This window comes from Saccharibacillus qingshengii (assembly GCF_013185195.1).
In the GTDB taxonomy this organism is placed as follows: domain Bacteria; phylum Bacillota; class Bacilli; order Paenibacillales; family Paenibacillaceae; genus Saccharibacillus; species Saccharibacillus qingshengii.
The window spans coordinates 18,902-44,088 of the sequence record NZ_JAAZWC010000008.1; the positions used below are offsets into that span (position 1 = coordinate 18,902).

Genomic DNA, 25,187 nt, shown 5'->3' on the forward strand with positions numbered 1-25,187 from the left:
GTGAGCGGTTACAGCCAAAAACGGGGAAGGCGATTTCCCGAAAAAAGCGGCCTCCTCCGCCAAATCCGCTGCAGCACCCGGCTTCTTGCAGGGCCCACGACGAAAAGAGAACCGTTCTCCCCCGGGGGAAAACGGTTCTCCGTTTGATTGCAGAGGGCTTGGCGGATCAATCCGCCGCAGCCTTCGTATTATTCGCTTTTCTCTTCGTCGCCTACGCGCTCCGGAGCCACTTCGGCTTCTTCGCCTGCAGTTTCCGTATCTTCCTCGAGGACCTGCGGTACCACGACGGAAGCCAGAATTTCGTCTTCGGAAGAAACCAGCTTGACCTTGTCGGACAGCTTGAGATCAGCCGCCGTCAGTTTGTCGCCGATTTCCAGGTGCGTAACATCGATCTCGAGCGATTGCGGGAGATCGTTAGGCAGTGCTTCGACTTCCAGCTCGTTGGCTTGAATCTGGAAGATCCCGCCTTCTTTCGAGCCTTTGGCTTCGCCTTGATAATCGATCGCGATTGTCGCGCGAACCGGCGTGTTCTTGTCGATCTGAATGAAATCGGCGTGAATGATACGTCCGTTCAGACGCTGCACGTCTTTGATCATGACCTGCGATGCCGAACCGCCTTTGACATTCAGCGAGAAGATGTCGGCGCCGCCTCTTTGCACGTGGCGCAGAAGATCCTTGCCGTCAACGTGAACGGCAAGGCCGTCCGCTTTCTTGCCGTATACGACAGCCGGAACACGTCCGCTCTCGCGCAGTACTTTCATATCGGAACGTTTAAAACCGGTTCTTTTCTCAGCTTCAAGTGCTTTACTCATATTACTCGACCTCCTTGGAATTGGACAAATCGACTCGGGAAAGGGCTAATGCACCGGCCAGGCCGTGCCCTCCTTCGTCTTCACCTTACTCTATTACCCCGAAGAAGCTAACTTGTATCACAAGATGTCCAATCCGCGCAAAATAGGTCGCTTTCTTGCTGCGCGGCGTCAGCTTGCGGAGTAATCCGACGCCAGATGTTCGAGCAGGTAAGGAGCGGTCCGGCTGTCTGTGGAAGCCGCCACTTCTTCCGGCGTACCGGCCGCGACAACCGTCCCTCCTTCCGCAGCCGCTCCGGGACCGATATCGAGGATCCGGTCGGCCTGGGCCGCGATCCGCATATTGTGCTCGACCATAACTACCGTATGCCCGGCGCGCACCAGCGCGTCCAGATGACGCAGCAGGCGGTCGGCATCGACCGGATGCAGGCCGTTGGTCGGCTCGTCCAGCAGATAGAGCGTCCGGCCGCGCTGCGTGCGCTGCAGTTCGGCCGCAAGCTTGATCCGCTGGGATTCGCCGCCGGACAGTTCCGTCGCGGGCTGGCCGAGCTTCAGGTAGCCGAGTCCGAGATCGAGCAGTACCGACAGCGGCCGCGAAATGGCCGGCTGCTCCAAGAAGACGTCTACCGCTTCCTCCACGGTGAGTGCCAGCACGTCCGCGATCGTCAAATCGTTCCACGTCACTTCGAGCGTCTCGGCATTATAGCGCGCTCCTCCGCATTCCGGACAAGGCACGTACAGGCTCGATAGAAACATCAGCTCGATCTGGACGAAGCCCTGCCCTTCGCACGACGGGCAGCGTCCGGCCGCCACGTTGAAAGAAAAACGGCCCGCTTTGTACCCCCGCTCCCGGGAGAGCGGCGCGGCGGCGAACAGCTTGCGGACATGATCGAACAATCCGGTGTAGGTCGCCAGGTTGGAGCGGGGCGTCCGGCCGATCGGCTTCTGGTCGATCCGCACGAGGCGGCGCAGGGAATCGAGATCCCCGCTCGCTTCGCCCGCAATCTCGCCCGGCTGCTCTTCTTCGACTTCTTCCAAAGGTTCGGCAGGCAGGCTGCCCAGATGCGGCGCCAGAAGCGCCGGCAGCGCGCCGGAGATCAGGCTGGACTTGCCCGAACCCGATACGCCGGTAACGGCCGTCAGGCAGCCGAGCGGAATCTCGACGTCCAATCCGTTCAGGTTATGGTAAGAAACCCCCTTGAGCCTCAGCCAGCCTTCCGGCGTCCGGCGTTCTCTGAGCGCCGAAGCCGACTCCGCGAACAGATAATGCCGCGTGATCGAGCTGTCCACGTCGGCCAAGCCGGCGGGCGGCCCGCTGTACAGCACCTGCCCTCCGCGTTCGCCCGCTTCCGGTCCGATATCGACCAGCCACTGCGCATGCTTCATGATGTCGAGATTGTGCTCGACCACAAATACCGAGTTGCCCGCGTCCCGCAGCGCCGCAAGCGACTCCAGCAGCGCTTCGCCGTCGGCGGGGTGCAGGCCGGCCGACGGCTCGTCCAGCACGTATACGACGCCGAACAGCTTGGAGATCAGCTGCGTCGCCAGGCGCAGCCGCTGCAGTTCGCCCGAAGACAGCGTCGGTGCCGGACGGTCCAGCGACAGATGGCCGACGCCGATCGCGATCAGCCGATCCAGCCGCCCCGCCGCGTCTTCGACCAGACGCCGGGCAATCAGCGCTTTTTCCGTCGCTCTTTGATGTACGGCATCGGGCTGCGGCGTTTCATGGGCCAACACCGCTTTTTCCAGTCGGTCCTTCAGCTCCGTGACAGGCAGTCGGAACAGATCGGCGATGTCCAGTCCGCCGAACGTTACGGACAGCGCCTCCTGCTTTAATCTTTTTCCGCGGCAGAGCGGGCAGGGACCGACGACCAGATAAGGTTCGAGCCGCTGGCGGCGCCCCGGATTGTCGGCGGAAGCGTACATATGCAGCAGCTGCCGGCGCGCGCCGGTATAATTGCCCATGTAATCGTGCTTCCGTCCGGAACGGATTGCTGCCTGAATCTGCTCGTAGTCGAGATCCGGGTAGACGGGCGCGGACGGCTTCTCTTCGGTGAACAGAATCCAGTCCCGGTCCTGCTGCGGCAGTTCGCGCCACGGCTTGTCCACATCGTAGCCGAGCGAGATCAGGATATCGCGCAGGTTCTGTCCGTGCCATGCGCCCGGCCACGAAGCGATCGCCCGCTGCCGGATACTCAAACTCGGATCAGGAACCATGGAAGCTTCGGTCGCGTCGTAGATCCGCCCGAGCCCCTGACACTCCGGGCAGGCTCCCTGCGGCGTGTTCGGCGAGAAGTCTTCGGCGTACAGCACCGACTGCCCCGCCGGGTAATCGCCGGCACGCGCATACATCATGCGCAGCACGTTGGAGATGGCGGTCAGGCTGCCCACGGTGGAGCGCTCCTGCGGAACACTGCGCTGCTGCTGAAGCCCGACCGCCGGCGGCAGTCCTTCGATACTTTCGACCTTCGGCGTTCCGGCCTGCTGGATCAGCCTGCGGGCGTACGGGGCGACGGACTCCAGATAGCGCCGCTGCGCTTCCGCATACAGCGTGCCGAACGCGAGCGACGATTTGCCGGAGCCCGATACGCCGGTAAACACGACGAGCGCGTCGCGCGGAATATCGAGATCGACGTTTTTCAGATTGTTCTCGCTGGCTCCTCGGACGCGGATCATATCGAGGGGATCGCGATCGGATTCGGATAAATGGGAATGATGGGATACACTCATGCTGCGGTCCTCCTTGGTGCTTGGCGCTTCATAATGAAGGTTCGCACTGCAAATTTGATTCGTACTCCGGACGGGATCGATAGTCGATCCCGTCGCTCTGGTATCTTTACCTCATTTGCCGGAAAGGAAATCAGCCGGACGCCTGCGGAACGCCGCATCCCCTTTGGAAAAACAAAAAAAGCCGCCGATTTCCCAAAAGGAAACCGACGGCTTTCGATCAAACGTGATGCGGTCGAGAGGACTCGAACCTCCACGGGTGTTAACCCACACGGACCTGAACCGTGCGCGTCTGCCAATTCCGCCACGACCGCATAATAGTAAACCGGGCGTTTTGCCCTGCCCGAATAATATAACACAGACGGCAGGCGGATGGCAAGCCTTTTGGCAAGAAAAATCTTTTCTCCTGCCAAAGGGAACTCTGCCGGAAGCGAATTCTGCCCGGCACGGGTACGGGGATCGGGCAGGCAAGAAAACGGCGGCCGGCAGATGCCGATCGACGAACCGGGCACGCCTTCTATCCGCGCTGCGGCTGCGCCGCCGAGTTTCTCTCGATCAATTCCGGAATATAGAGCTTGTCTTCCGCCTCGCCTGCCGCGTACAAAGATCCGCCTTCGATCATAGCAATCAGCCGCCTCGCCGCTTCGCGGCCCATCTCTTCTTTGGGATGGGTTAGCGTCGTCAGCGGAATGCCGGAGGCCAGCGCCAGGGCCGAATCGTCGAAGCCGACGACCGACACGCCGCCGGGTACCGACAGACCCAGCTCCCGTGCGGCATGGATCAGCGGAACGGCCAGTTCGTCATTGTAGGCGACAAGCGCCGTCGGACGATCCGGACCTTTGAGCAGTTCTCTCGCCCGCTTCAGGGGCAGATCGCCTTTTTGCGGCGTCGTATACGTGACGACATGATCGGGAGCCAGCGGGATGCCCGCTTCCCGGTGCGCATGCATGAATCCGCGCAGACGGTTGACTCCCTGCAGATCGTCCGTCTTGAAAAATCCGGCAATCCGCGTATGTCCTTGTTTAATCAGATAACGGGCCGCCGTCAGACCGCCCAGCTCGTCGTCCACTTTGAGACACGGCACTTCCAGTTCGCGGTAGCTTTCATTAATCATCAGAAACGGCAGATTCTTCGACTGCATCGACAGATAGAACGGCAGATTGGGGTTGCCTTCGGCGCTTTTGGTCGGTTCGATAATCAAACCGCTGAGCGGTTCGCTCAGCATCAGGCGCAGGCACTCCATTTCTTTCTCCTTGTCGTTATCCGTGCTGGCCAGCAGAAGCCGGTAACCGCGGCTGCGCAGTTCCGCTTCCGCCCCGCGCACGATATGCGGAAAAATATAGTCGGAAATATACGTGGTTACGATACCGATGGTTCTCGGCTGCGACGCTTCGTCCCGAACGCCGGCTCTTCGCACGAACGTCCCTTTGCCCTGTACCCGTTCAAGAAGACCCTGGCGTTCGAGTTCCGAGAAGGCCTGGCGAACGGTCTGGCGGCTGAGCGAAAACTGTTCGGCGATTTCGTTTTCCGACGGAACCTGGCCTCCGGGCGACAGTCTTCCGCTTTCGATCCAGCTCAAGAGTTCATTTTTTAAGATCATATATTTGGGAAGCCGTTTGTTCATCTTCATTCACCTCGGTCTGTATTTGCGGTTCGAACTTCTTTTCGACGACAACCCTGCTTAGGCAAGCAAAGTCGATCTGCAAAGCAGACTCGGGATTCCGCCCAGTTGTACGTACAATCAAATCTTAAAGCCGCCCGTTTCATAATGCAAGCGAAATCCGCAGTTTAAGCACTTTATACAGCTATTGGGATTTTTATTCGTTTTTCTAATCATTTCATTAAAAGATCCCGATATATAAAATTAGAAGTAATTCTGTCCGAAAGTTCCCGTACACCCGCTTCAAACCGGACTTGGGCAGTATTCAAAAAAGTTGTGACAAATATCAGTGAAAAAATTCACAAATGATGTGATTCCAGTCACAAACCCTTTGAATTTTAATTAAATATAATAAGGCCGTAGGTTAGATCAAATTTGAAATAGCGGCGGCTTACCGGATCTTCCGGCCCCGCCGTTTCCCAAGAATTAACTTGTGAAGATTATCACATTAACCCGGCGAATCGCTTGCTCTTACTGAAGCGTCTCTCCCTCTCACCGAATTCAAACGCCAAGGAGGCCTTTTCTTATGAACACCGCAAAAGAACAACTCGTCGTCATCGGCAACGGTATGGCCGGTATCAACACGCTGGAACAAATCCTGAAACTGACCGACCGTTTCGAGATTACCGTATTCGGCAGCGAACCCCACCCCAACTATAACCGCATCATGCTGTCGTACGTGCTCGAAGGCAGCAAATCCCTCGAAGATATCGTGCTGAACGACTGGAGCTGGTACAAGGAGAACGGCATTACGCTGCATACCGGCACCACGGTGACTCATATTGATACGGCGGGCAAAACGGTTCTTACCGATACAGGCCTGACGCAGTCTTACGACAAGCTGCTGATCGCCACAGGTTCGAACTCGCTGATGCTTCCGATTCCCGGCAGCGAACGCGAAGGCGTCGTCGGATTCCGCGATATCGCGGACTGCGACCAGATGCTCGACGCGGCGAAGCAGTACAAGAAAGCAGCCGTGATCGGCGGCGGACTGCTCGGTCTCGAAGCGGCCAAAGGCCTCGTCGGTCTCGGCATGGACGTCACCGTCGTTCACCTGATGGACGATCTGATGGAACGCCAGCTGGACAGCCAGGCTTCCGCCATGCTCAAGACCGAGCTGGAACGCCAGGGCATCAAATTCGCGATGGGCAAATCGACAGCGGAAATGCAGGGCGATCACCGCGTACGCAAACTGGTATTTACGGACGGCGAAGAACTCGAAGCCGAATTCGTGGTCATGGCCGTCGGCATTCGTCCGAACAAACAGATCGGCGAAGTCAGCGGCATCGAGACCAACCGGGGCATCCTGGTCGACGACTTCATGCGTACTTCGGCTCCCGACGTCTACTCGGTCGGCGAATGCGCGGAGCACCGCGGCATGTGCTACGGACTCGTCGCTCCGCTCTTCGAGCAGGGCAGCGTGCTTGCGAAACATATCTGCGGCATCGAAACGGAAGGGTACAACGGTTCGATCACCTGGACCAAACTCAAAATCTCCGGCGTGGACGTTTTCTCGGCCGGCGAATTTATCGAAGGTCCCCAGCATACGGTCATCGCGGCCAAAGACGAATGGAAACGCACCTACAAAAAGATCCTGCTCGATCAAGGCAAAATCGTCGGTGCCGTCCTGTTCGGCGATGTCACGGAATCGGCTTCGCTGCAAAAACACGTTCGTGAAGCCGCGGAGATGACCGACGAAATCTACGGCGATCTGATGGGTACGGGCGGCCACTGCGGCGGCAAGTCCAAGACGGCGGCTGTCGAGAAGATGGCCGACGACGAAATCGTCTGCGGCTGCAAAGGCGTCACCAAAAAAGTTATTGTCGACGTCATTATGGAAAAAGGCCTGACGACGGTCGACGAAATCAAAGCGTGCACCGGAGCGACCGGCTCGTGCGGCGGCTGCAAACCGGTTGTCGAACAAATCCTCAGCTTCGTGCTCGGAGACGGCTTCCAGAAAACGGTCAAGACCGGTATCTGCGGATGTACGCCGATGAGTCGTCAGGAGATCGTGGCCAGCATCAAGGAAAAAGGCCTGCGCACGACCAAAGAAGTCATGCACGTTCTCGATTGGCACAACCCGGAAGGCTGCTCGAAGTGCCGTCCTGCCGTCAACTACTACCTGGGCGTCATCTATCCGGGCGAACACAAAGACGAGAAAGAATCGCGTTTCGTCAACGAACGCATGAACGCCAATATCCAAAAAGACGGAACCTACACGGTTGTTCCGAGAATGTACGGCGGGGTCACGACTCCGGAAGACCTCAAGAAAATCGCCGACGTTTCGGTCAAATACAATGTCAAAGCGGTTAAAGTCACCGGCGGACAGCGTCTCGACTTGATCGGCGTCCAAAAAGAAGACCTGCCGAAAGTCTGGGAAGAACTTGATATGCCTTCCGGTTATGCGTACGCCAAATCGCTGCGGACCGTCAAAACATGCGTCGGTTCGCAGTACTGCCGCTTCGGCACGCAGGATTCCATGGCGGTCGGCGCGATGCTCGAACGCAAATTCGAACGGCTCGACTTCCCGGCCAAATTCAAAATCGCCGTCAACGGCTGCCCTCGGAACTGTGCGGAATCGTGCACCAAGGATATCGGCATCGTCGGCAATGACGGCGGTTGGGAAATCTTCGTCGGCGGCAACGGCGGGATCAAAGCCCGTCTGGCCGACTCGCTCTGCAAAGTGAAAACGGACGAGGAATTGACCGATACGGTCGCCGCCGTGATGCAGTACTACCGGGAGACCGGCAACTACCTGGAACGGACATCGGAATGGGTAGAACGGATCGGGCTGGAAGATATCTACGCCAAAACGGTTGCCGACGCCGAAAATCGCCGCAAATTGGTCGACAGCATCGAACATGCCCTGACTTTCGTCGAAGATCCGTGGAAACAAGTATTGAACGACAAAAAACTGCGCAGCGAATTGTTCGAAACGGCCAAACCGGTCGTTCCGCAAGCCTAAACAGATTTCGAGAGGAGCTTGACCATGACTCAATCCTTCAATGCCGCACCTATCGCGCTTGACTCGATCGACGGCTTTCCGAGCCGGATCGGACGCGTCTTCCTGCTCGACGAGACCGAGATTGCCGTATTCCGCACTTCGGATGACGAATTCTATGCGGTCGAGAACCGCAATCCGCATCCGAAAGGCGGCCCGCTGGCGGAATCGATCGTATCCGGCCATTACATCTACGACCCTCTGTACGATTGGAAAATCGATCTGAAAACAGGTCTCGTGCAGGAACCGGATTCCGGTCAAGTAAACACGTTCCGCGTCGAGGTACAGAGCGGCCAAGTCGTCGTATTCAAATAGTCATCGCCTATTCATCCGGAACGGCCGAGCATAGATTCGGCGGCCGTTCCGTTTCAAAGTTTGATCCATGTTGTCCATTCCCATGCCCAGGAGGCTGACCCCTATGTTTACCGAAAGCGTAAAGTCCGTTGTCGAAGCCGCAGTCAAAAAAAGAGATTTCATGAATGAGCATCCGCTGCGTTATTGGATCAGCGCCATGCTGGCCGGTGCGTTCGTCGGTCTCGGCATTATCCTGATCTTCTCGCTTGGCGCTCCGCTGGCCGCGATCAAGTCGCCGTTTCAGCCGCTGGTGATGGGCGCTTCGTTCGGGATTGCCCTCACCCTCGTGATCTTTGCCGGTTCGGAACTGTTTACCGGCAACAATATGTTCTTCACCGCTTCGACTCTGGCCCGGCGCACTTCGATGAAAGATCTCGGCAAAAACTGGACACTCGTCTTTTTCGGCAATCTGGCGGGGGCCGTCGTGCTCAGCCTGCTCGTGCTTGGAACCGGACTGTTCAAAGGCATCGCACCGGAGCATTTGATCTTCGCTGCGGCCGCCAAAAAAATGAGCCTGCCGGTTATGGAACTGTTTTTCCGCGGGATTCTCTGTAACTGGCTCGTCTGCCTGGCGATCTGGATGGCCAGCCGGACTACGAACGATGCAGCCAAGATCATGCTGATCTGGTGGTGCTTGTTCGCCTTCATCGCAAGCGGCTATGAGCACAGCGTGGCCAATATGACGCTGCTCAGCACGGCGCTTCTGCTGCCGGGCCACCCGGCAACGATTACGCTCGCCGGTTGGCTGCACAACATGATTCCGGTCACTCTGGGCAATATCGTCGGCGGAGCGTTTTTCGTGGGTGCCGCTTACTGGACCATCTCTCCGGTCCGCAAGTCTTCCCAGGAATCGCAAAACACGCTTCCAAATGAGACACGTTCCGCTTCCTAAACCGAATTTCATCCACGCCAAAGACCTCCGTGCAGAATGCGCATTGGAGGTCTTTTTTTGACTGAAACGTTTTCGATTTGTAACCATACTAGTTCTTTGTCACTAATTTTCGGTATTTTCCAGCTTTTACATGGTTTTTTCCGTCTGCTATCTCTATATTCGAGTGATACGAAGGGCTTAGGAACATAAGCCTGATTTTTCTTTGCAGCCGACAGATTCCTTTTTTCCGTTTGCCCATACAGAAAGGAAAGTGAACCCAAGCATGACTATAGTCGATTCCATGATGCAGGTTGTCCCTTACCTGAGTCAAATGATGCGCGAGAACACAGCTATCACGATCTACGATCATTCCCACATCCTCTATTATGTCCAATCCGGCAATTTCGATCTCGGTCTCAAGACCGGAGACAAACTGTATCCCGGTTTTGAAGATTTCGGTGCGCTCAAAGGCCGCAAAGAACCTTCCCTCGCCGAATATCCGGCCGACATGTTCGGTTATGGTTATCCGCTTCATGCGGTGATTATCCCCCTGCTTGAACAAAACGAAGTCGCCGCCGTCCTGACCGTAACGTACGATCAGACCAACCAGGAGAAGCTCAAGAGCATTGCGGCCGACAACCATTCGATCGCAAGCCATCTGGTCGATATGGTGCAGCACGTGGCCGCCCACGCCCAGGAACTTCAAGCCACAAGCGAACAAATCCTGACCAACACCCAGACTGCCGTGCAAAAATCGGTCAAGATCAACAGTGTCGCGACACTCATCAAGGAAATCTCCGATCAGACGAATATGCTCGGCCTGAATGCCGCGATCGAAGCGGCACGCGTCGGCGAGCTGGGTGCGGGCTTTGGCGTCGTCGCTACCGAAGTACGAAAGCTCGCCGTCCATTCCAAAAGCGCCACCGCCGATATCGAAATCGCACTCAAAGACGTTCAGGATTCGATCCGCGTCATGGAAAACGAGATCTCCCAGATTGTCGCCTCTTCTCAGGAACAAGCCAATCTCGTAACGACCTTTACCGATGTGATCGAACGTCTGCAGCAGACCGGCGAATCCATGCAGGATTTGGCAGGCAATCTGACCCGTTATCACGACTCGGTTCGTTAAGAACCCGCCGAAGCTGCCCACCGGTCCAACCCGGGAAACGGGCAGCTTTTGCTTTTTAGGTAGGCGATCACGGGAACGAGGCAGCCGCAGAGCATGCAGGTGGTGCCGCCCTGGAATTTGGGGCAGCCGCCGCAGGCTTGCAGCCTCGCTTCATATTCGGCTTGATTCACTCTGAGTTCCGGTGCAAACGCCGGCGAAGCCAGCAGCCTTTCCATTTGACGGTCGTTCACCGCAAATTCGTCGCCGCAGCTTCGGCACATTCGGTTCTTTTCTCGCATCCGCCGTTCTCCTCTCCGCTTTTACCCTTTTATCCGTTATTATAAGGACATTTTCGCCCGGACGGTCAATCCTTCTTTTTTTCTTTTTGCCGATGCCAAATCGCCTGCTTTCCGACCTTGCTTTTACAGGGTGCCAGCCTCTAAACTATAAGTATATATTTGCTGTTGGCGAAGCTTCGCCGGCGCATTGAAAAGTCTGATTCCGAAGGAGAGAACCGCGATTTCATGAAGGCCCTCAGAGATTTTTTCTACATTCCGGGAATTCGCAGAGCACTGGCGCTGATTCTGGCTGTCGTGCTGCTTATTATGCTCCGGAGCATGCTCAGCATGCTGCTGATCACTTTTATCCTCACTTACCTGATGAACCGCCTGCACCGTTTTGTTCGCAAAGGTACGGACCGGATCAAGATTAACAACAAACTGGTGCTGCTCCTGACTTATGCGCTGCTTGTATTCGCACTCGGATTCGGGATTTACCGCTATCTTCCCGTATTTATCTACGAAATCCAGCAGCTTATCAATCAGGTCATCTCGTTCTACAACAATCTGTCCAACCTGGCGCTGCCGGATAACGCATTCACCCGTTATATCATGAATTCCCTCAAGAAATTCGATATCGCGAGTTATGTCGAAGGCGGTTTCGATTTCCTGCTGCACACGCTGAGCGATATCGGCAAATGGAGCCTGAATCTGTTTATCGCTTTTATCCTGAGTTTGTTCTTCAATCTGGAAAAAGACAAAGTCACCTCGCTGATGTCCAAATTTCGCTACAGCAAAGCCGCTTACTTCTTCACGGAACTTGAATACTTCGGACGCAAATTCGTGACTTCGTTCGGCAAGGTGATCGAGGTGCAGTTCATGATCTCGCTGACCAATTCGCTGCTGTCGCTTGTGTTCCTGTGGATTCTCGGTTTCCCGAATCTGTTCGCATTGTGGCTGATGATTTTTGTACTGGGCCTTGTTCCGGTTATGGGCGTTGTCATCTCGCTGATTCCGCTGTGCGCGATTGCCTTCAACATCGGCGGCTTCAAGATGATCATCTATATCCTGATTATGATCGTCGTCCTGCATGCAATCGAAGCGTATATTCTCAACCCGAAATTCATGTCGAACAAGACGCATCTGCCGATCTTCTTCACGTTCTTGATCCTGCTGCTGGGCGAGCATTTCCTCGGCGCATGGGGCCTGATCGTCGGTGTGCCGATCTTCATCTTCCTGCTCGATATTCTGGAAGTTCCGCTTGAACCGGGCGGCAAAGCGTCCGCGGCCAAGAAGAACGAACCGCCGGCCATGCCGCCTACGATTCAATAGTAATCGACAGAGGCGCTGCGGCTTCATAAGGCGCAGTCTTTTCAAGAAAAAACCGAACCGCATTTTCGCGGTTCGGTTTTTTGGTCTGTCTGCGGCTTCGCTGAAGTTTGGATAAAAGAGTACGCTCAAACTGCGTACACTTCGTCTTCGGCTACAGCGCTCCGTAAGCCGCCGCGCGCACGCGCAGATGATAATGCTCTTCCATGTTCGGCAGCATCTGGTGCATATAGACGATCGCCGTATTCGTCTCCGGCGAGATCGAAGTCCAGGTGCCGGCCATGCCGGTCCAGCCAAATTCGCCGAGCGGACTGCTGCTGCCGCCCGCCGCCCGGTCGATCAGCGTCCGGACACCCAGCCCGTAGCCGTAACCGGCCGAATAGGAACCTCCGAAGTCCTGCATCTGCGCGGCGTCCAGGTGGTTGGTTCGCATCAGGTCGATCGTATGGCGGCCCAGGATACGCACTCCGTTCAGCGTTCCTCCCTGCGCCATCATCGTGGCGAATTTCAGGTAATCACGAGCAGTCGCATACAACCCTTGTCCCCCGTATTCCAGCAGCGAATCGGGATGATGCAGCGCGTCCATCTCCTCGGATGCGGGCGTCAGCGTACCGTCTTCCGCCCGTTCATACATCACGGCCATACGTTCTTCGATATCGCCCCGGTAGCGGTAACCCGTATCGGTCATGCCAAGCGGTCCGAAGATTTCGTTCTGCAGAAATTCGCCGATGCTTTGGCCCGATATTACTTCGATCAGGCCCGCGACCAGATCGTGTCCGTATCCGTACAGCCAATGCGTGCCGGGTTCGAACATAAGCGGAGCCTGCGCCGTCGCCCGGATCTCGTCCCGCAGCGTGTAGCGCCCTCCGGTCCGTTCGCGCAGTTCGTTCCGCAGCCGGTTGATCTCGCGCACGGACAGCGATTCGCCGTACGGATACGGATGTCCGGTCATCATCGTGAATGCGTGCCGGATCAGGATCGGATTCTGAACCGGCTCGGTATGCACCTGCCCGTTCGGACCCGTCACCGTTTTCTGTACGTCTTTGAACTCCGGCAGATACCGGTGCAGCGGTTCGTTCAGCAGGAACTTGCCCCGCTCGAACAGAATCAGGGCCGCGGCGCAGACGATGACTTTCGTCATCGAATACAGACGGAATACCGTATCCGGCCCCGTGTCGATCCCTTTTGCTCGATTGGCTTGTCCGAAATAATGTTCGTAGACCACTTCGCCGTTCTTGGCGATCATGCAGGCGCCGCCGGCAGGACCGGTCTCGGAAAAAGATTGAAGCAGCGCGGACAGGTGATCGAATTGTGCCATACGTGTAACTCTCCTTTATAAGTGGAATGGTTCATCTACGGCTGACAGGCAGCCTGAAAGCGTTACCCTTTCTGTCTATTTTGACAGACCGAAACCGGTTTATCCAGCTATCCACGCAAATAAAAAACGACCATCGAAAGGTGGATACCCTTCGACGGCCGTTTATTCCTGTCCTGCTTATATGGAGCCTAGGGGGCTCGAACCCCTGACCTCGTCGCTGCCAGCGACGCGCTCTCCCAGCTGAGCTAAGGCCCCGTATCTGGTTTTTCTCACAAGAAATAATATATCATAGAGCGTTTACCGAGTCAACCCTTCTTTTCACCCTCCAATAAGCCGCCGTTTGCACAAACCCGCAAAGGCGGCATTAAAGGAAATCTTTTATTCGTATCGCTTTTCAGTCTGCTTGGACGAATAAGGTTTGAGTCAAGCCGGATATCGATTTTTCGTACAAAAGCTGCGCGGCCGCCGCACCGGGAAGATGTCCGCCCAGATACAAATCGATCACTCCGTGCAGCGAAGCCCAGATCAGCCCCACGACAAGATTGGGATCTTCTTTGGCCATGAGACCCTGCTCCATCGCTTCGGCCACCACAATGTTCACCTGCTCCAGCGCCGTCACCATGGTCTGCAGACTTTCTTCTTCCGGCTTGAATTCGCTGAACGCCCCGCCGAACATGACTCTATAATAGCTGGTATATTTCTGCGAGAATTCCCAATAAGCTTGTCCCAGATCATACAGATAAAGCTTGAGATCCTGCTGCTTCGGAACCGCTTGAAACTCAGCCGCAAGCAGCGTACACCCTTCCAGGAACAGCTCTTTGACCAGCCCTTCCTTGCTCCCGAACAAATTGTAGATCACCTTGGTCGGACATTCCATTTTCTCGGCGACTTTGCGAATCGTAACGGCTTCCGCGCCGGATTCCTGCAAAATGGACGCCGCCGCTTCGATCATGCTGAGCTTCAATGTTTCGGTATGCTGAAGTTTGGCTTTTTGATAAGTTGTCAGCGCACGTTCCTTTTTGGAAAGCGCCGTCGACGGATCCTGCATAAGATTTCACACCCTTAGCCTGTGAATTTTCCGAGGCCGATTTTTGTCTGCTCTTTATTTTAGCGGCTGTTTCTGCAAAATGCCAACGAATAAAAAGATCGAACCCCGGCCAAGTGTGCGCCATTCGGGCAGTTCCAATCTCCCAAATATTTAAATTGACTTTAAAAACAAGGACGAATACAATGATTCATATAGAAACACTGTTTCAAAAATGAATACGGGGAGCGATCATTTCGTGAAATCGACAACAAACAAGCAGGTATTAATTACAGGGGCTTCTTCGGGGATCGGCGAAGCTTTCGCGCATGAATTTGCAAAAAGAGGAAATGCCGTGATTCTGGTCGCACGCTCCGAAGCCAAACTGATCGACCTGGCAGCCAAGCTGCACAACCAATACGGCGTTCAAGCGGAAGCGATCGTCTGCGATCTGTCTCAACCGGATGCGCCGGCCCGCCTGTATCAACAATGTACGGAGCGCGGCCTACATGTCGATATTCTGGTCAACAACGCGGGATTCGCCACCTATGGACTGTTCGAACAGCTCTCTGGAGCGCGGCAGCATGAAGAGATCCGACTCAATGTGCTGGCCGTCGTCGATCTCACGCACTTGTTTTTGCCGGACATGTTAAAAAGAAAAAGCGGTATCGTCATCAATGTCGCTTCGACCGCAGCTTTTCAACCTCTGCCGAATATGGCCGTCTACGGCGCAACCAAATCTTTTATCCTGTCGTTTACCCAGGCGCTGTGGGAAGAGAACCGAAAACGCGGCGTACAGTTTCTGGCTTTGTGCCCGGGATCGACGGAAACCGAATTCTTCAACGTAGTCGGAGCGAACGAAGCTTCCGTCGGCAAAAGAGGCACGCCCGCCGGTGTCGTCCAAGCGGCTTTCCGTTCGCTTCAGGCAAACCGCGTCTATGTCATTCCCGGTTTTCAAAACTTTGTCTCTTCCCAGCTGTCCCGGTTTTTTACCCGCAAACAAATGCTGTTCTTGGTCGGACGGATGCTTCGCCCGCGCACGTGAAGCCATTGAAGCGGCAGAACCGTTCTATGCAAAAAAGTCCAGGAAGTCAGGCCCGGGGCCGACTTCTTGGACTTTTCTTTACGTGTTCATGCTCCGCCTGTTGTTACGCTTCATACTTTTTCAGCACAATCGCCGAATTATGTCCTCCGAATCCGAACGAGTTCGAGATAGCGATCCGCAGTTCCGCTTTTCTCGCTTCGCCCGCCGTATAATCCAGATCGCACAGCGGATCGGGCTGTTCCAGGTTGATGGTGGGCGGAATGAGTCCCGTCTGCAGCGACTTGACCAGCGCCACCGCTTCCACCGCTCCCGAAGCCCCCAGCATATGCCCGGTCATGGACTTGTTTGCCGTCACCGGGATCCGGTACGCGTCTTCGCCGAACACGGTCTTGATCGCCGCCGTTTCCGAACGGTCGCCGATCACCGTACTGGTCGCATGGGCGCTGATCACATCGATCTCCGCCGCGCTTATATCCGCTTCCCGGAGTGCCGTCCGCATCGCCCGGGCCGCTCCGTTTCCGTCTTCCGGCGTCGCCACCATATGGTAGGCATCCGAACTTGCTCCGTATCCGATGACTTCGCCCAGAATGACCGCCCCCCGCTCCTGCGCGTGGCTGAGCGATTCCAGCACCAGAATGCCGGCTCCTTCCGCCATCACGAAACCATCACGCTCCGCATCGAACGGACGGCTGGCCCGCTGCGGCTCGTCATTACGCGTCGACAAGGCCGTCGCATTCGAGAAACTTGCCAATGCGATCTCCGTCAGCGCCGCTTCGCTGCCGCCCGCGAGGATGATATCCGAACGGCCGGCCTGGATCTGGTAGAACGCTTCGCCGATTGCCGTATTGCCGATCGAACACGCCGTGATCGGCGCAAGCGAAGGACCCAGCGCCCCGTAGCGGATACTGACGAGCGCCGCGGCCATATTGGCAATCATCGCCGGTACCAGCAGAGGGCTGACCCGCCCCGGCCCGCGTGCGGCCAGCGTTTCGCTTTGGTCCATCAGCGTGCCGATTCCTCCGGTTCCCGATCCGATATAGACGCCCATCCGTTCGCGGTCCGTCTGCCCGAGATCCAGTCCCGATTGCACGACGGCTTCGTCGGCCGCAGCCAACGCAAACTGGCAGAAGCGGTCCAGCTTGCGCGCTTCTTTGGCTCCGAGCAGCGCCGCCGCATCGAAATCCCGAACTTCTCCCGCAATCTTCGCTTTGTGCTTGGCCGTATCGAACGCTTCGATCGGACCGACTCCCGACTGCCCTTCGACCAGACGCGACCAGAACTTCTCCACCCCGCTGCCGAGCGGCGTCACCACGCCCATTCCCGTAATCACAACCCGTTCCCTTTTGCTTTCCATCTTCTGTTGCTCCTCTCGTTTTCTTGTCGCAGGCTTCCTTTACCGCTATAATGGCATGGATAATATCCTAGTACAAGTTATCGTTTATACGGGTATAAGAACTGCCCGTATAGACGGCCGAGAGGAGAGTCGTCCATGAATTCCGCTGCCCGTCTTCAAGCGCTGTCCGCTTTTCTCAAAAGCCAGCGTGCCAAAATCTCGCCCGAATCGGCCGGTCTTCCTGCCGGAAGCCGGCGCCGAACCCCCGGTCTTCGCCGGGAAGAAGTGGCCCAGCTCGCGGGGGTCAGCACCACCTGGTACACCTGGCTCGAGCAGGGCCGCGATATCCAGGCTTCCCCTTCCGTCCTCGACTGCGTGGCGACTGCGCTGCGCATGAACGCCGACGAGCGCAAATATTTGTATTCGCTCGCATCCGACGGAGGCTCCGATGCCCATCCGGTCGAGCGAGCCGCTTCGCCGATTCCTCCTTCCCTGCAAAAAATCATCGGCGAACTGACGGACTGCCCCGTCATCGTCTCCGACCGGATGTGCCATATCGTCGCGTGGAACCGGGCCGCTTCGTTCGTGTTCCTGGACTTCGAGCGGATCCCCGCCGAAGAACGCAATATGATCCGGTTGCTGTTCGAACGCCGCGAGTTCCGGCGTCTGGCCGTTAATTGGACACAGTTCGCCGGCAGCTTCCTGTCCTTGTTCCGCTCTTACTACGGCCGTTATGTCGGCGACGGATGGTACGATCGCTTTTTGCAGGAAATGATGGCCGGGTATCCGGAATTCCGGGAGATGTGGGAACACGGGCAGGTCAGCTACGCTCCCGAGGTCCATCTCGAATTCCGCCATGCCAAAGCGGGCCGGATGGTCTACGAACTGACTTCGCTCAGTACATCCGGGCAGGACGATCTGCGGCTCAGCATCTATACCCCGGCCTCCGGCACCTCCACCGAAGCTAAACTCCGGCGTTTGATGGACCAGGAAAACCCAATCGGAAATTTTCCATAAGAAGGATTGACTTTGTTTCAAAATCGTGTTTTTATTAAATTGTTAAATAATTGTTTAAATACTTAAATGCAGCCGAAAGGAGGAAATCATGTCGTTCAACGACACTTTTAAAGCCCTGTCCGATCCAACCCGGCGCACTATTTTGGATATGTTGAAAGAAAGAGATATGACGGCCGGCGAAATCGCGGATCATTTCGAAATGACCAAACCGGCGATCTCCCACCATTTGAATCTGCTCAAGCAGGCGGAACTGGTCGTGAACGAGAAAAAGGGCCAGCATATTCATTATTCGATCAATCTGACCATGTTTGAGGAATTGATGACCTGGATGTTGAAATTCAATTCGAACGAGGGAGCGTGACCCATGAAAAAAACATTTCTGCCCCTGCTTCTGTTGATGTTCTCTATGACCGCCAGCGTTTGGTTTTATCCGAAGCTGCCCGATCTGATCGAAACCAACACCCGCTACAATACCGTTTTCCTGTCCAAAATGGCCGCTGTGTCGATCATGCCGGCCCTGCTGTTCGCCTTGACGATTCTTACCCTGCTGGTCGCTTCCCTGACGAAACGGAACCCGGCTTTCTCTCGTACGGAGCGCCCTCTGTTCGCCGTCATGAATGCCGTTTATGTGGGATTGGCTCTTGTTCACGGACTTATTCTGGCCTACGGCATGGGCTACGCTGTCGACGAACAAATCATTGCTCCGCTGGTTACCGGTATCGTATTTATCGCGGTCGGCAACTATCTGCCTCTGGTAAATCACGCTTCCTCCCCTGAGAGCGGACCCAATCCTTCTTCCGACCCCTGGCGCAAAGGCCGGCGGCGGATGGCTTTCTGCTTTATGGCAGGCGGCCTGCTGATGCTGTTCTCGGCTTTCCTGCCTGGTTCCATGCTGCTGCCGGTCTTTATCGTACTGGTTGTCGCCACCTCGGCTGCGGCCGCCTGCAGCTTTTTTCTCTACCAGCAGAAGATTACAGCGGTAAAATAAAAAAGAAGAAAGCGCATACTTTTTCTCTTGTCAAGCGATGTAGTTCCTGCTATGATGGCGTTGGGATTGTTACTGAAGAAGGCAAAACCCACTGCATGTACGAGGCGTACATGTGCTGGGGTTTGCCTTCTTTTCGTAACTTTCCTTTTTTGCAGTTCGGGGTGTAAGCGCTTATCTTGCCCGTTTCGCAATCTCGCTGGATAAGGAGGGCGGCATGTGATTATCGGTAAAATTTTTAACAATAACGCCATCATTGCAAGCGATACAGGCAAAAGCGAATTCGTGGTCATGGGACGCGGAATCGCTTTCAAAAAAAAAGTCGGAGAACCGGTAGACCAGAGTCTGGTCGAGAAGATTTTTGTTCTTCAGCAAAAAGAAGCTTCGGAGAAATTCAAACTGCTGCTGGAAGATGTGCCGCCCGAGTATATCTCCTTGTGCTACGACATTATCGAATACGGCAAGAACATGCTCGACGTGCCGCTGAGCGATTACATCTATGTGACGCTGACCGACCACATGAACAATGCGCTGAAGCTGCTCGACGAAGGTATCACCACGACCAATCCGCTGAGCTGGGAAATCCGGCGCATCTACCCGAAAGAATTCGGGATCGGCAGAAAGGCTCTGGCGTTCATCGAAGAATCGCTCGGCAAAACACTTCCGGAAGACGAAGCGGCGAATGTCGCCATGCATCTGATCAATGCACAGATCGACCGGCCCTCGCGGCGGACAGAGAACATTTCCGCCCAGACCGGCAAGATCAGCGATATTCTGAACATCGTCAAGTACACCTACGGTTCGGCTCCGGACGAAAGTTCGCTGAGCTATGAACGCTTTATCACCCATCTTCGCTTTTTCTTTCAGCGGATCGACCAGCCGGCGCGCGGCGAACTCGAAGACGACTTTCTGCTGAAACAGGTTAAATCGAAGTACAAGCGGGCGTACGACTGCATGCTCAAAGTCGAAAAGTATCTGCAGATCGAACTGCCCGACGAGGAAAAGCTGTATCTGACCCTGCATATCCACCGCGTAACACGGGAAGCGGCTCCCTGAACATTCGGAATTCCGCCGATCCTTGCCGCACTGCGTAAGCGCATTCAATTTCATACCTTGACGGATCGTGACTGGTAAAGCAGGCGAGACCTACAGGAAGCCTGTCCTCCGGGGACGTGCGCTTCCGGGGTTCGCCTTTTTTCATAAGTTCTTCCTGGATGACCATCTGCCTAATAAGGAGCGAGAACCATGGGGAAATACGAAAAGTTGGCCAAAGACATCATTCAAAACGTAGGCGGCCGGGAAAATGTCAGCAGCCTGGAACACTGCGTCACCCGGCTGCGGTTCAGACTGAAAGACGAGGGCAAAGCCCAAACCGATGTGCTCAAAAATATGGACGGCGTCGTTACGGTTGTCAAAAGCGGCGGGCAGTATCAGGTCGTGATCGGCAACCATGTTCCGGACGTCTATGCGGAAGTGAACGCGGCCGGCGGGTTCTCTTCCGAATCCGGCGACAGCGAAGGTTCGGGTTCCGGCGAGAAAGTGAGCTTGTTCAGCCGCTTCGTCGACATGATCTCCGGCGTATTCGCCCCGACGCTTGGCGTCCTGGCCGCGACCGGGATGATCAAAGGCTTCAATGCCTTGTTCCTGACGTTGGGTTGGCTGACCGAAGCTTCGGGCACCTACCAGATTCTGAACGCGATCGGCGACTGCCTCTTCTATTTCTTCCCGATCTTTCTGGGCTTCACCGCTTCGAAGAAATTCGGCGGCAACCACTTTATCGGCATGGCAATCGGCGCAGCGCTCGTCTATCCGAATATTACCGCCCTATCGGCACCCGGCAGTACGCCGCTGTATACGCTGTTCGGCGGCACGCTGTTTGAATCGCCCGTCTATATTACGTTCCTGGGCATCCCCGTTATTTTGATGACCTACTCATCCAGCGTCATTCCGATTATCATCGCGGCTTTTGTAGGTTCGAAGATCGAGAAATTTTTCAAAAATACGATTCCAAGCGTCGTCCGGACGTTCCTCGTTCCGTTCTGCACGCTGCTGGTCATCGTCCCGCTTACGTTTATCCTGATCGGACCTATCGCCACCTGGGCGGGCACGCTGATCGGCAACGGCACGCTTGCCGTCTACAACTTCAGCCCGATCGCGGCCGGCATCATCATGGGCGCGTTCTGGCAGGTGTTCGTCATATTCGGCCTGCATTGGGGCTTCGTTCCGATCGCGCTCAACAACCTGACCCTGCTCGGCAAAGATCCGGTCCTCGCGGGCATGTTCGGCGCTTCGTTCGCCCAGACGGGCGTCGTGCTGGCCATCCTGCTCAAAACGAAAAACAAAAAGCTTAAATCGCTGTCGATCCCGGCGTTCATCTCCGGTATCTTCGGCGTCACCGAACCGGCCATCTACGGCATCACGCTGCCGCGCAAAAAACCGTTCATCGTCAGCTGTATCGCGGCGGCGGTCGGCGGCGGCATTATCGGCGCCATGGGCACGCAGGGCTACCGTATCGGCGGCCTCGGCATCTTCGGTATTCCCTCTTATATCGGTCCGAACGGACTGGATGCCGGCTTCTACGGAGCGATCATCGGCATTATCGTCAGTTTCGTACTCGGCGTCGTCCTCACTCTTTTTACGTTCAAAGACGATCCGGTTACGGAAAGCGACACGCCGATCAAAAAAACCGATTCCGTGATCCAACAAGAAACGGTAGGCAGCCCGATGAAAGGGAATGTCATCGCTTTGTCCACGATCAAAGACGAAGCGTTCTCGACCGGAGCCATGGGCAAAGGCGTCGCGATCGAACCGCTTGAAGGCAAAGTCTACTCGCCGGTTGATGGCGTGCTGACCTCCCTGTTCTCTTCGGGACACGCGATCGGCATCACCAGCGACACCGGCGTCGAAATTCTGATCCACGTCGGCCAGGATACGGTGAAACTCAAAGGCAGACACTTCACTCCCAAAGTCAAACAGGGCGATGCCGTCAAAAAAGGCGATCTGCTCATGGAATTCGACATGGACGCGATCCGCAAAGAAGGCTATATCCTGACGACCCCGATCATCATCTCGAATACGGGCAGCTATCTGGACGTCATCGAAACGGAAAAGAAAAATATCGGCTACGCCGATCATCTGCTGACCGTTGTGGTCTGAATTTATTCAAAATCGATTAAGGAGGAACAACATGAACAAGATTCCGACCGGTTTTCCCGAAGGCTTCCTGTGGGGAGGCGCAACCGCAGCCAACCAGCTTGAAGGGGGTTATAACGAAGGCGGCAAAGGACCGAGCACCGCGGATATGATGACGGCCGGCACGCATACGGTGCCGCGCCGTATCACGACGGAGCTGCTGCCAAGCGAAAATTATCCGAGCCACGAAGCCGTCGACTTCTATCATCGCTATGCCGAGGATATTGCGCTGCTGGGCGAAATGGGCTTCAAAGTGTTCCGCCTCTCGATCGCCTGGAGCCGCATCTTCCCGAACGGAGACGAGACGGAGCCGAATGAAGAAGGCTTGAAGTTCTATGACCGCGTATTCGCCGAGCTTCGCAAACACGGCATTGAGCCTCTGGTCACGATCTCGCACTACGAAGCCCCGTTCGCGCTGGCGAAGAATTACAACGGCTGGTCGAACCGCCGCCTGGTCGACTTCTACGTCCATTACTGCGAGACGCTGTTCAAGCGCTACAAAGGGATCGTCAAATACTGGCTGACCTTTAACGAGATCAATATCCTGACTATGCCTCTCGGCACATTCCTGGCCGGTGCGATGATTCCGGAAGGCGGCATGGAGCTGACGAATCCGGATTCCAGCACCGATCAAGCCCGCTTTCAGGCGCTCCACCATCAATTCGTCGCCAGCGCCAAAGCGGTCAAGCTGGGTCATTCCATCGATCCCGACTTCAAGATCGGCTGCATGATCGCCTATATGTGCGCCTACCCGCTGACGAGCGATCCGGCCGACGTGCTGCTCGCGCAGCAAAAAGACAATATCGGCAACTTCCTGTGCGGCGACGTGCAGGTGCGCGGACAATATCCGGGCTTCGCCAAGCGTTATTTTGCGGAAAAAGGCGTAGAGCTTGTCTTCGAAGAAGGCGATGAACAAACGCTGCTCGAAGGCACGGTCGACTTCTACACGTTCAGCTACTATTCGTCCGTCTGCGTCAGCGCCGATCCGGAGCAGGAGAAAATCGGCGGCAATATGTCGATGGGTCTCAAAAATCCGTACCTCAAAGCGAGCGCCTGGGAATGGCAGATCGATCCGCAGGGCCTGCGCTGGGTGCTCAACAACGTGTACAACCGCTATCGGCTGCCAATGATGGTCGTCGAGAACGGCCTCGGCGCGGTGGATACGGTAGAAGCGGACGGTTCGATCCACGACGATTACCGGATCGAATACCTGCGCGAGCATATCAAAGAAATGAAAGAAGCGATTATCGACGGCGTCGACCTGATCGGCTACACCCCCTGGGGCTGTATCGACCTGGTCAGCGCCGGCACCGGCGAGATGAAGAAGCGCTACGGCTTTATCCATGTCGATAAAGACAACGAAGGCCGCGGCACGCTGAACCGTTCCCGCAAAGACAGCTTCTATTGGTACAAGCAGGTCATCGCAAGCGGCGGCGAAACGCTGAAGCTTGAACAGGAGTCAGCCCGCTAACGGATTGGTCGCCGAGCCGGAACGGACAGGCCTCGCGGGTTCAGCAGTCTTTCGTCTACTCCAGGCTTCTCCCCGGATCCATAAGTTCTTGACCCGATTCGACCGGGAGGTTTTTGTCCATCGCGAAACTTCCGTACCATTCGCCCCGACGCGCACGATTCCAAGCTTCCCGCACGAACGGTATCGTATTTCCAGGCAGAAGTTCGGCAGGAAACCAGGCCAGCTCCGAGCATTTGTCCGGTTCACAATTGACGGGGGTTCCGCTCCAGCGTTCCGCTTCGAAAAAAAAGTCGATTCGTTCGTCTTGACTTGGTTCCGACGCGCCGATCTGCATGACCCCGGTCATTCGTAAATCTTCACGCCGGATTTGTACGCCGCATTCTTCGTATACTTCGCGCAGTGCGGCGTCGAGAGCTTGTTCGCCCGCCTCCATTTTGCCCGCGGGAAGACCGTATTGTCCATCTTGATGCCCTGTATTTTGACGCTTGAGCAGCAGGATGTTTCCTTCTTGAATCAAAAAAGTATGCACTACGCTGACCCGCTTAAACAGACTTCCCATTTTAATCGGTCCTTCCCGCTTCCTAAAAGTATGCCGCCGCTCTTCCGGCCGGCATACTTTTTGCTTTAGTTGGTTTGTGTTTTTTCCATTGTACGCAAAAACTGCCGCATATCGCTCAAATATCCGTCGTCGAACAGTTTTCTCGGCATCCAGATCGCGGTGAGGGTCATCAGCGTCTCCGACTCGGCCAAGCCGCGTTTGAGCATCGAGTGATCGGCTTCCGGCAGCCGTGTCACGCTCAGCAGCTCCTTCGGGATATGAGCCCGGTAGACCGCTTCGGTATCCTCGGAGTCGACATTGAGATCCTGTCCGCCGAGCACCAGATGCACGGGATGTTTGAATGCGGACAATTCGGCGGTGGAATCCGACTCGAAATTGTTCAAAATGAATGTCCAGCGTTCTTTTGATAAAGCTTCCGCTGCCTTCAAATCGGCTTCCCGCAGATATTCTTTGTAAGAAGCCCCGCGCCGCAGCAGCTTCAGCACGTCGGCGTTCTTCCGCTCGGCCGCCGCGATTTCTTCCGCCGAAGATCCGCTGCGCTCCATCGTCCGCCGCGTGTGGTAACGCCCTTGTTCGATCCAGTTCACCGCCGGTGCGACCAGAATGCTGAATGCCAGCTCCGGCTCGTCCCGCACAATCTTCGGAATCACCCAACCCGCTTGGCTGGCACCCCATAGACCGATTCTCGAGCGGTCTATGTCAGGCTGTGAACGCGCCCATTCGATCGCGAGCCGCGTGTCTTGTGCCCGGTCTTCCATATCCTGATCCAGCCAATCCCCTTCCGAACCGCCTACTCCGCGTTTGTCGAGCGACAGCGACGCGTAGCCTTCCGCGGCAAAAGCTTCCCACAGCGGCTTATATCCATCGTCGTAAGTCGAATTCGTCGGGCCGTCGCCATGTACGAACACGATAAGCCCCACCGGGCCGTCCGGCGATTTCGGCAGGGCAAGCGTGCCGGTCAGACGGCCTTCCGGCGTCTCGATCACGACCGGACGTTCGTCCATACGGTACGTATTTCCAACGACCGCCCAGACCGCAAGCGCCGCCAAGACAAGCAGCAGGGAAGCGCCTGCGATCCACAGCTTCTTTTTCCCGGTTTTCTTCAT

The 25,187-nt window shown here is 55.9% G+C and carries 21 protein-coding genes and 2 tRNA genes; 12 read left to right on the forward strand and 11 right to left on the reverse strand.

Annotated elements, in window-relative coordinates; translation table 11 throughout:
* Positions 1-188: 188 nt before the first annotated feature.
* From HRQ60_RS08845 to HRQ60_RS08860, 4 genes are all read right to left on the reverse strand, one after another.
* The gene (locus HRQ60_RS08845; protein WP_172195448.1) at positions 189-812 is read right to left on the reverse strand and encodes a 50S ribosomal protein L25; all 624 of its coding nucleotides are present in this window, start codon (positions 810-812) and stop codon (positions 189-191) included.
* A gap of 168 nt (positions 813-980) precedes the next feature.
* The gene (locus tag HRQ60_RS08850; protein ID WP_172195449.1) at positions 981-3,539 is read right to left on the reverse strand and encodes an excinuclease ABC subunit UvrA; all 2,559 of its coding nucleotides are present in this window, start codon (positions 3,537-3,539) and stop codon (positions 981-983) included.
* A 227-nt stretch (positions 3,540-3,766) separates the two neighbouring features.
* Positions 3,767-3,850, reverse strand: a tRNA-Leu gene (locus HRQ60_RS08855).
* Positions 3,851-4,053: 203 nt separating this feature from the next.
* Positions 4,054-5,166: a GntR family transcriptional regulator gene (locus HRQ60_RS08860; protein WP_172195450.1), complete on the reverse strand. Its 1,113-nt coding sequence runs from the start codon at positions 5,164-5,166 to the stop codon at positions 4,054-4,056.
* Between the two features lie 556 nt (positions 5,167-5,722).
* Here HRQ60_RS08860 and nirB point away from each other — a divergent pair.
* The 4 genes from nirB (at position 5,723) to HRQ60_RS08880 (ending at position 10,551) form a co-directional block, all read left to right on the forward strand.
* Positions 5,723-8,161 (forward strand): nitrite reductase large subunit NirB, encoded by a 2,439-nt coding sequence (gene nirB / locus HRQ60_RS08865; RefSeq protein ID WP_172195451.1) that lies wholly within the window; start codon positions 5,723-5,725, stop codon positions 8,159-8,161.
* Positions 8,162-8,185: 24 nt separating this feature from the next.
* Entirely contained in the window at positions 8,186-8,512 is a 327-nt protein-coding gene (gene nirD, locus HRQ60_RS08870; protein WP_172195452.1) for a nitrite reductase small subunit NirD, read from the forward strand.
* 103 nt (positions 8,513-8,615) lie between these two features.
* Positions 8,616-9,443 (forward strand): formate/nitrite transporter family protein, encoded by an 828-nt coding sequence (locus HRQ60_RS08875; protein ID WP_172195453.1) that lies wholly within the window; start codon positions 8,616-8,618, stop codon positions 9,441-9,443.
* Between the two features lie 262 nt (positions 9,444-9,705).
* Positions 9,706-10,551, forward strand: coding sequence for a methyl-accepting chemotaxis protein (locus HRQ60_RS08880; RefSeq protein ID WP_172195454.1), 846 nt, complete (start codon positions 9,706-9,708; stop codon positions 10,549-10,551).
* On the opposite strand, the gene HRQ60_RS08885 is transcribed toward HRQ60_RS08880, so the two are convergent.
* Positions 10,548-10,829 (reverse strand): DUF6171 family protein, encoded by a 282-nt coding sequence (locus tag HRQ60_RS08885; RefSeq protein ID WP_246281244.1) that lies wholly within the window; start codon positions 10,827-10,829, stop codon positions 10,548-10,550. The two genes, HRQ60_RS08880 and HRQ60_RS08885, sit on opposite strands and share 4 nt — an antisense overlap.
* Before the next feature lie 225 nt (positions 10,830-11,054).
* On the opposite strand from HRQ60_RS08885, the gene HRQ60_RS08890 reads away from it, so the two are divergent.
* Positions 11,055-12,140, forward strand: a complete 1,086-nt coding sequence (locus HRQ60_RS08890) for an AI-2E family transporter (RefSeq protein ID WP_172195455.1) — start codon at positions 11,055-11,057, stop codon at positions 12,138-12,140.
* Positions 12,141-12,291: 151 nt separating this feature from the next.
* Here the strand turns inward: HRQ60_RS08890 and HRQ60_RS08895 are convergent, their stop codons facing one another.
* The 3 genes from HRQ60_RS08895 to HRQ60_RS08905 all read right to left on the reverse strand — a co-directional run bounded on the left by HRQ60_RS08895 (position 12,292) and on the right by HRQ60_RS08905 (position 14,503).
* Positions 12,292-13,455 (reverse strand): serine hydrolase domain-containing protein, encoded by a 1,164-nt coding sequence (locus HRQ60_RS08895; RefSeq protein ID WP_172195456.1) that lies wholly within the window; start codon positions 13,453-13,455, stop codon positions 12,292-12,294.
* 182 nt (positions 13,456-13,637) lie between these two features.
* A tRNA-Ala gene (locus tag HRQ60_RS08900) sits at positions 13,638-13,710 on the reverse strand.
* 139 nt (positions 13,711-13,849) lie between these two features.
* Positions 13,850-14,503 (reverse strand): TetR/AcrR family transcriptional regulator, encoded by a 654-nt coding sequence (locus HRQ60_RS08905; RefSeq protein WP_172195457.1) that lies wholly within the window; start codon positions 14,501-14,503, stop codon positions 13,850-13,852.
* Positions 14,504-14,738: 235 nt separating this feature from the next.
* On the opposite strand from HRQ60_RS08905, the gene HRQ60_RS08910 reads away from it, so the two are divergent.
* Positions 14,739-15,524, forward strand: a complete 786-nt coding sequence (locus HRQ60_RS08910) for an SDR family NAD(P)-dependent oxidoreductase (protein ID WP_425501637.1) — start codon at positions 14,739-14,741, stop codon at positions 15,522-15,524.
* Between the two features lie 103 nt (positions 15,525-15,627).
* Here the strand turns inward: HRQ60_RS08910 and fabF are convergent, their stop codons facing one another.
* Positions 15,628-16,878, reverse strand: a complete 1,251-nt coding sequence (gene fabF / locus HRQ60_RS08915; protein WP_172195459.1) for a beta-ketoacyl-ACP synthase II — start codon at positions 16,876-16,878, stop codon at positions 15,628-15,630.
* Positions 16,879-17,013: 135 nt separating this feature from the next.
* Here fabF and HRQ60_RS08920 point away from each other — a divergent pair, with 135 nt between their 5' ends.
* The 6 genes from HRQ60_RS08920 to HRQ60_RS08945 all read left to right on the forward strand — a co-directional run bounded on the left by HRQ60_RS08920 (position 17,014) and on the right by HRQ60_RS08945 (position 23,522).
* Positions 17,014-17,874 carry a helix-turn-helix transcriptional regulator gene (locus tag HRQ60_RS08920; RefSeq protein WP_172195460.1) on the forward strand — a complete coding sequence of 287 codons (861 nt, stop codon included), beginning with the start codon at positions 17,014-17,016 and terminating at the stop codon, positions 17,872-17,874.
* Positions 17,875-17,962: 88 nt separating this feature from the next.
* On the forward strand, positions 17,963-18,235 hold the full coding sequence (locus HRQ60_RS08925; protein WP_172195461.1) for an autorepressor SdpR family transcription factor: 273 nt from the start codon (positions 17,963-17,965) through the stop codon (positions 18,233-18,235).
* A 3-nt stretch (positions 18,236-18,238) separates the two neighbouring features.
* Positions 18,239-18,862, forward strand: coding sequence for an SdpI family protein (locus HRQ60_RS08930; protein ID WP_172195462.1), 624 nt, complete (start codon positions 18,239-18,241; stop codon positions 18,860-18,862).
* 216 nt (positions 18,863-19,078) lie between these two features.
* Positions 19,079-19,915, forward strand: coding sequence for a BglG family transcription antiterminator LicT (gene licT / locus HRQ60_RS08935; RefSeq protein ID WP_172195463.1), 837 nt, complete (start codon positions 19,079-19,081; stop codon positions 19,913-19,915).
* A gap of 189 nt (positions 19,916-20,104) precedes the next feature.
* The gene (locus HRQ60_RS08940) at positions 20,105-22,015 is read left to right on the forward strand and encodes a beta-glucoside-specific PTS transporter subunit IIABC (RefSeq protein ID WP_172195464.1); all 1,911 of its coding nucleotides are present in this window, start codon (positions 20,105-20,107) and stop codon (positions 22,013-22,015) included.
* A 31-nt stretch (positions 22,016-22,046) separates the two neighbouring features.
* A complete protein-coding gene (locus HRQ60_RS08945; protein WP_172195465.1) occupies positions 22,047-23,522 on the forward strand; it encodes a glycoside hydrolase family 1 protein in 1,476 nt (491 codons plus the stop codon).
* A gap of 55 nt (positions 23,523-23,577) precedes the next feature.
* Here HRQ60_RS08945 and HRQ60_RS08950 read toward each other — a convergent pair whose 3' ends face one another.
* Complete coding sequence (locus HRQ60_RS08950) at positions 23,578-24,081, reverse strand: NUDIX hydrolase (RefSeq protein ID WP_172195466.1); 504 nt, start codon at positions 24,079-24,081, stop codon at positions 23,578-23,580.
* A gap of 65 nt (positions 24,082-24,146) precedes the next feature.
* A complete protein-coding gene (locus HRQ60_RS08955) occupies positions 24,147-25,187 on the reverse strand; it encodes an alpha/beta hydrolase family protein (protein ID WP_172195467.1) in 1,041 nt (346 codons plus the stop codon).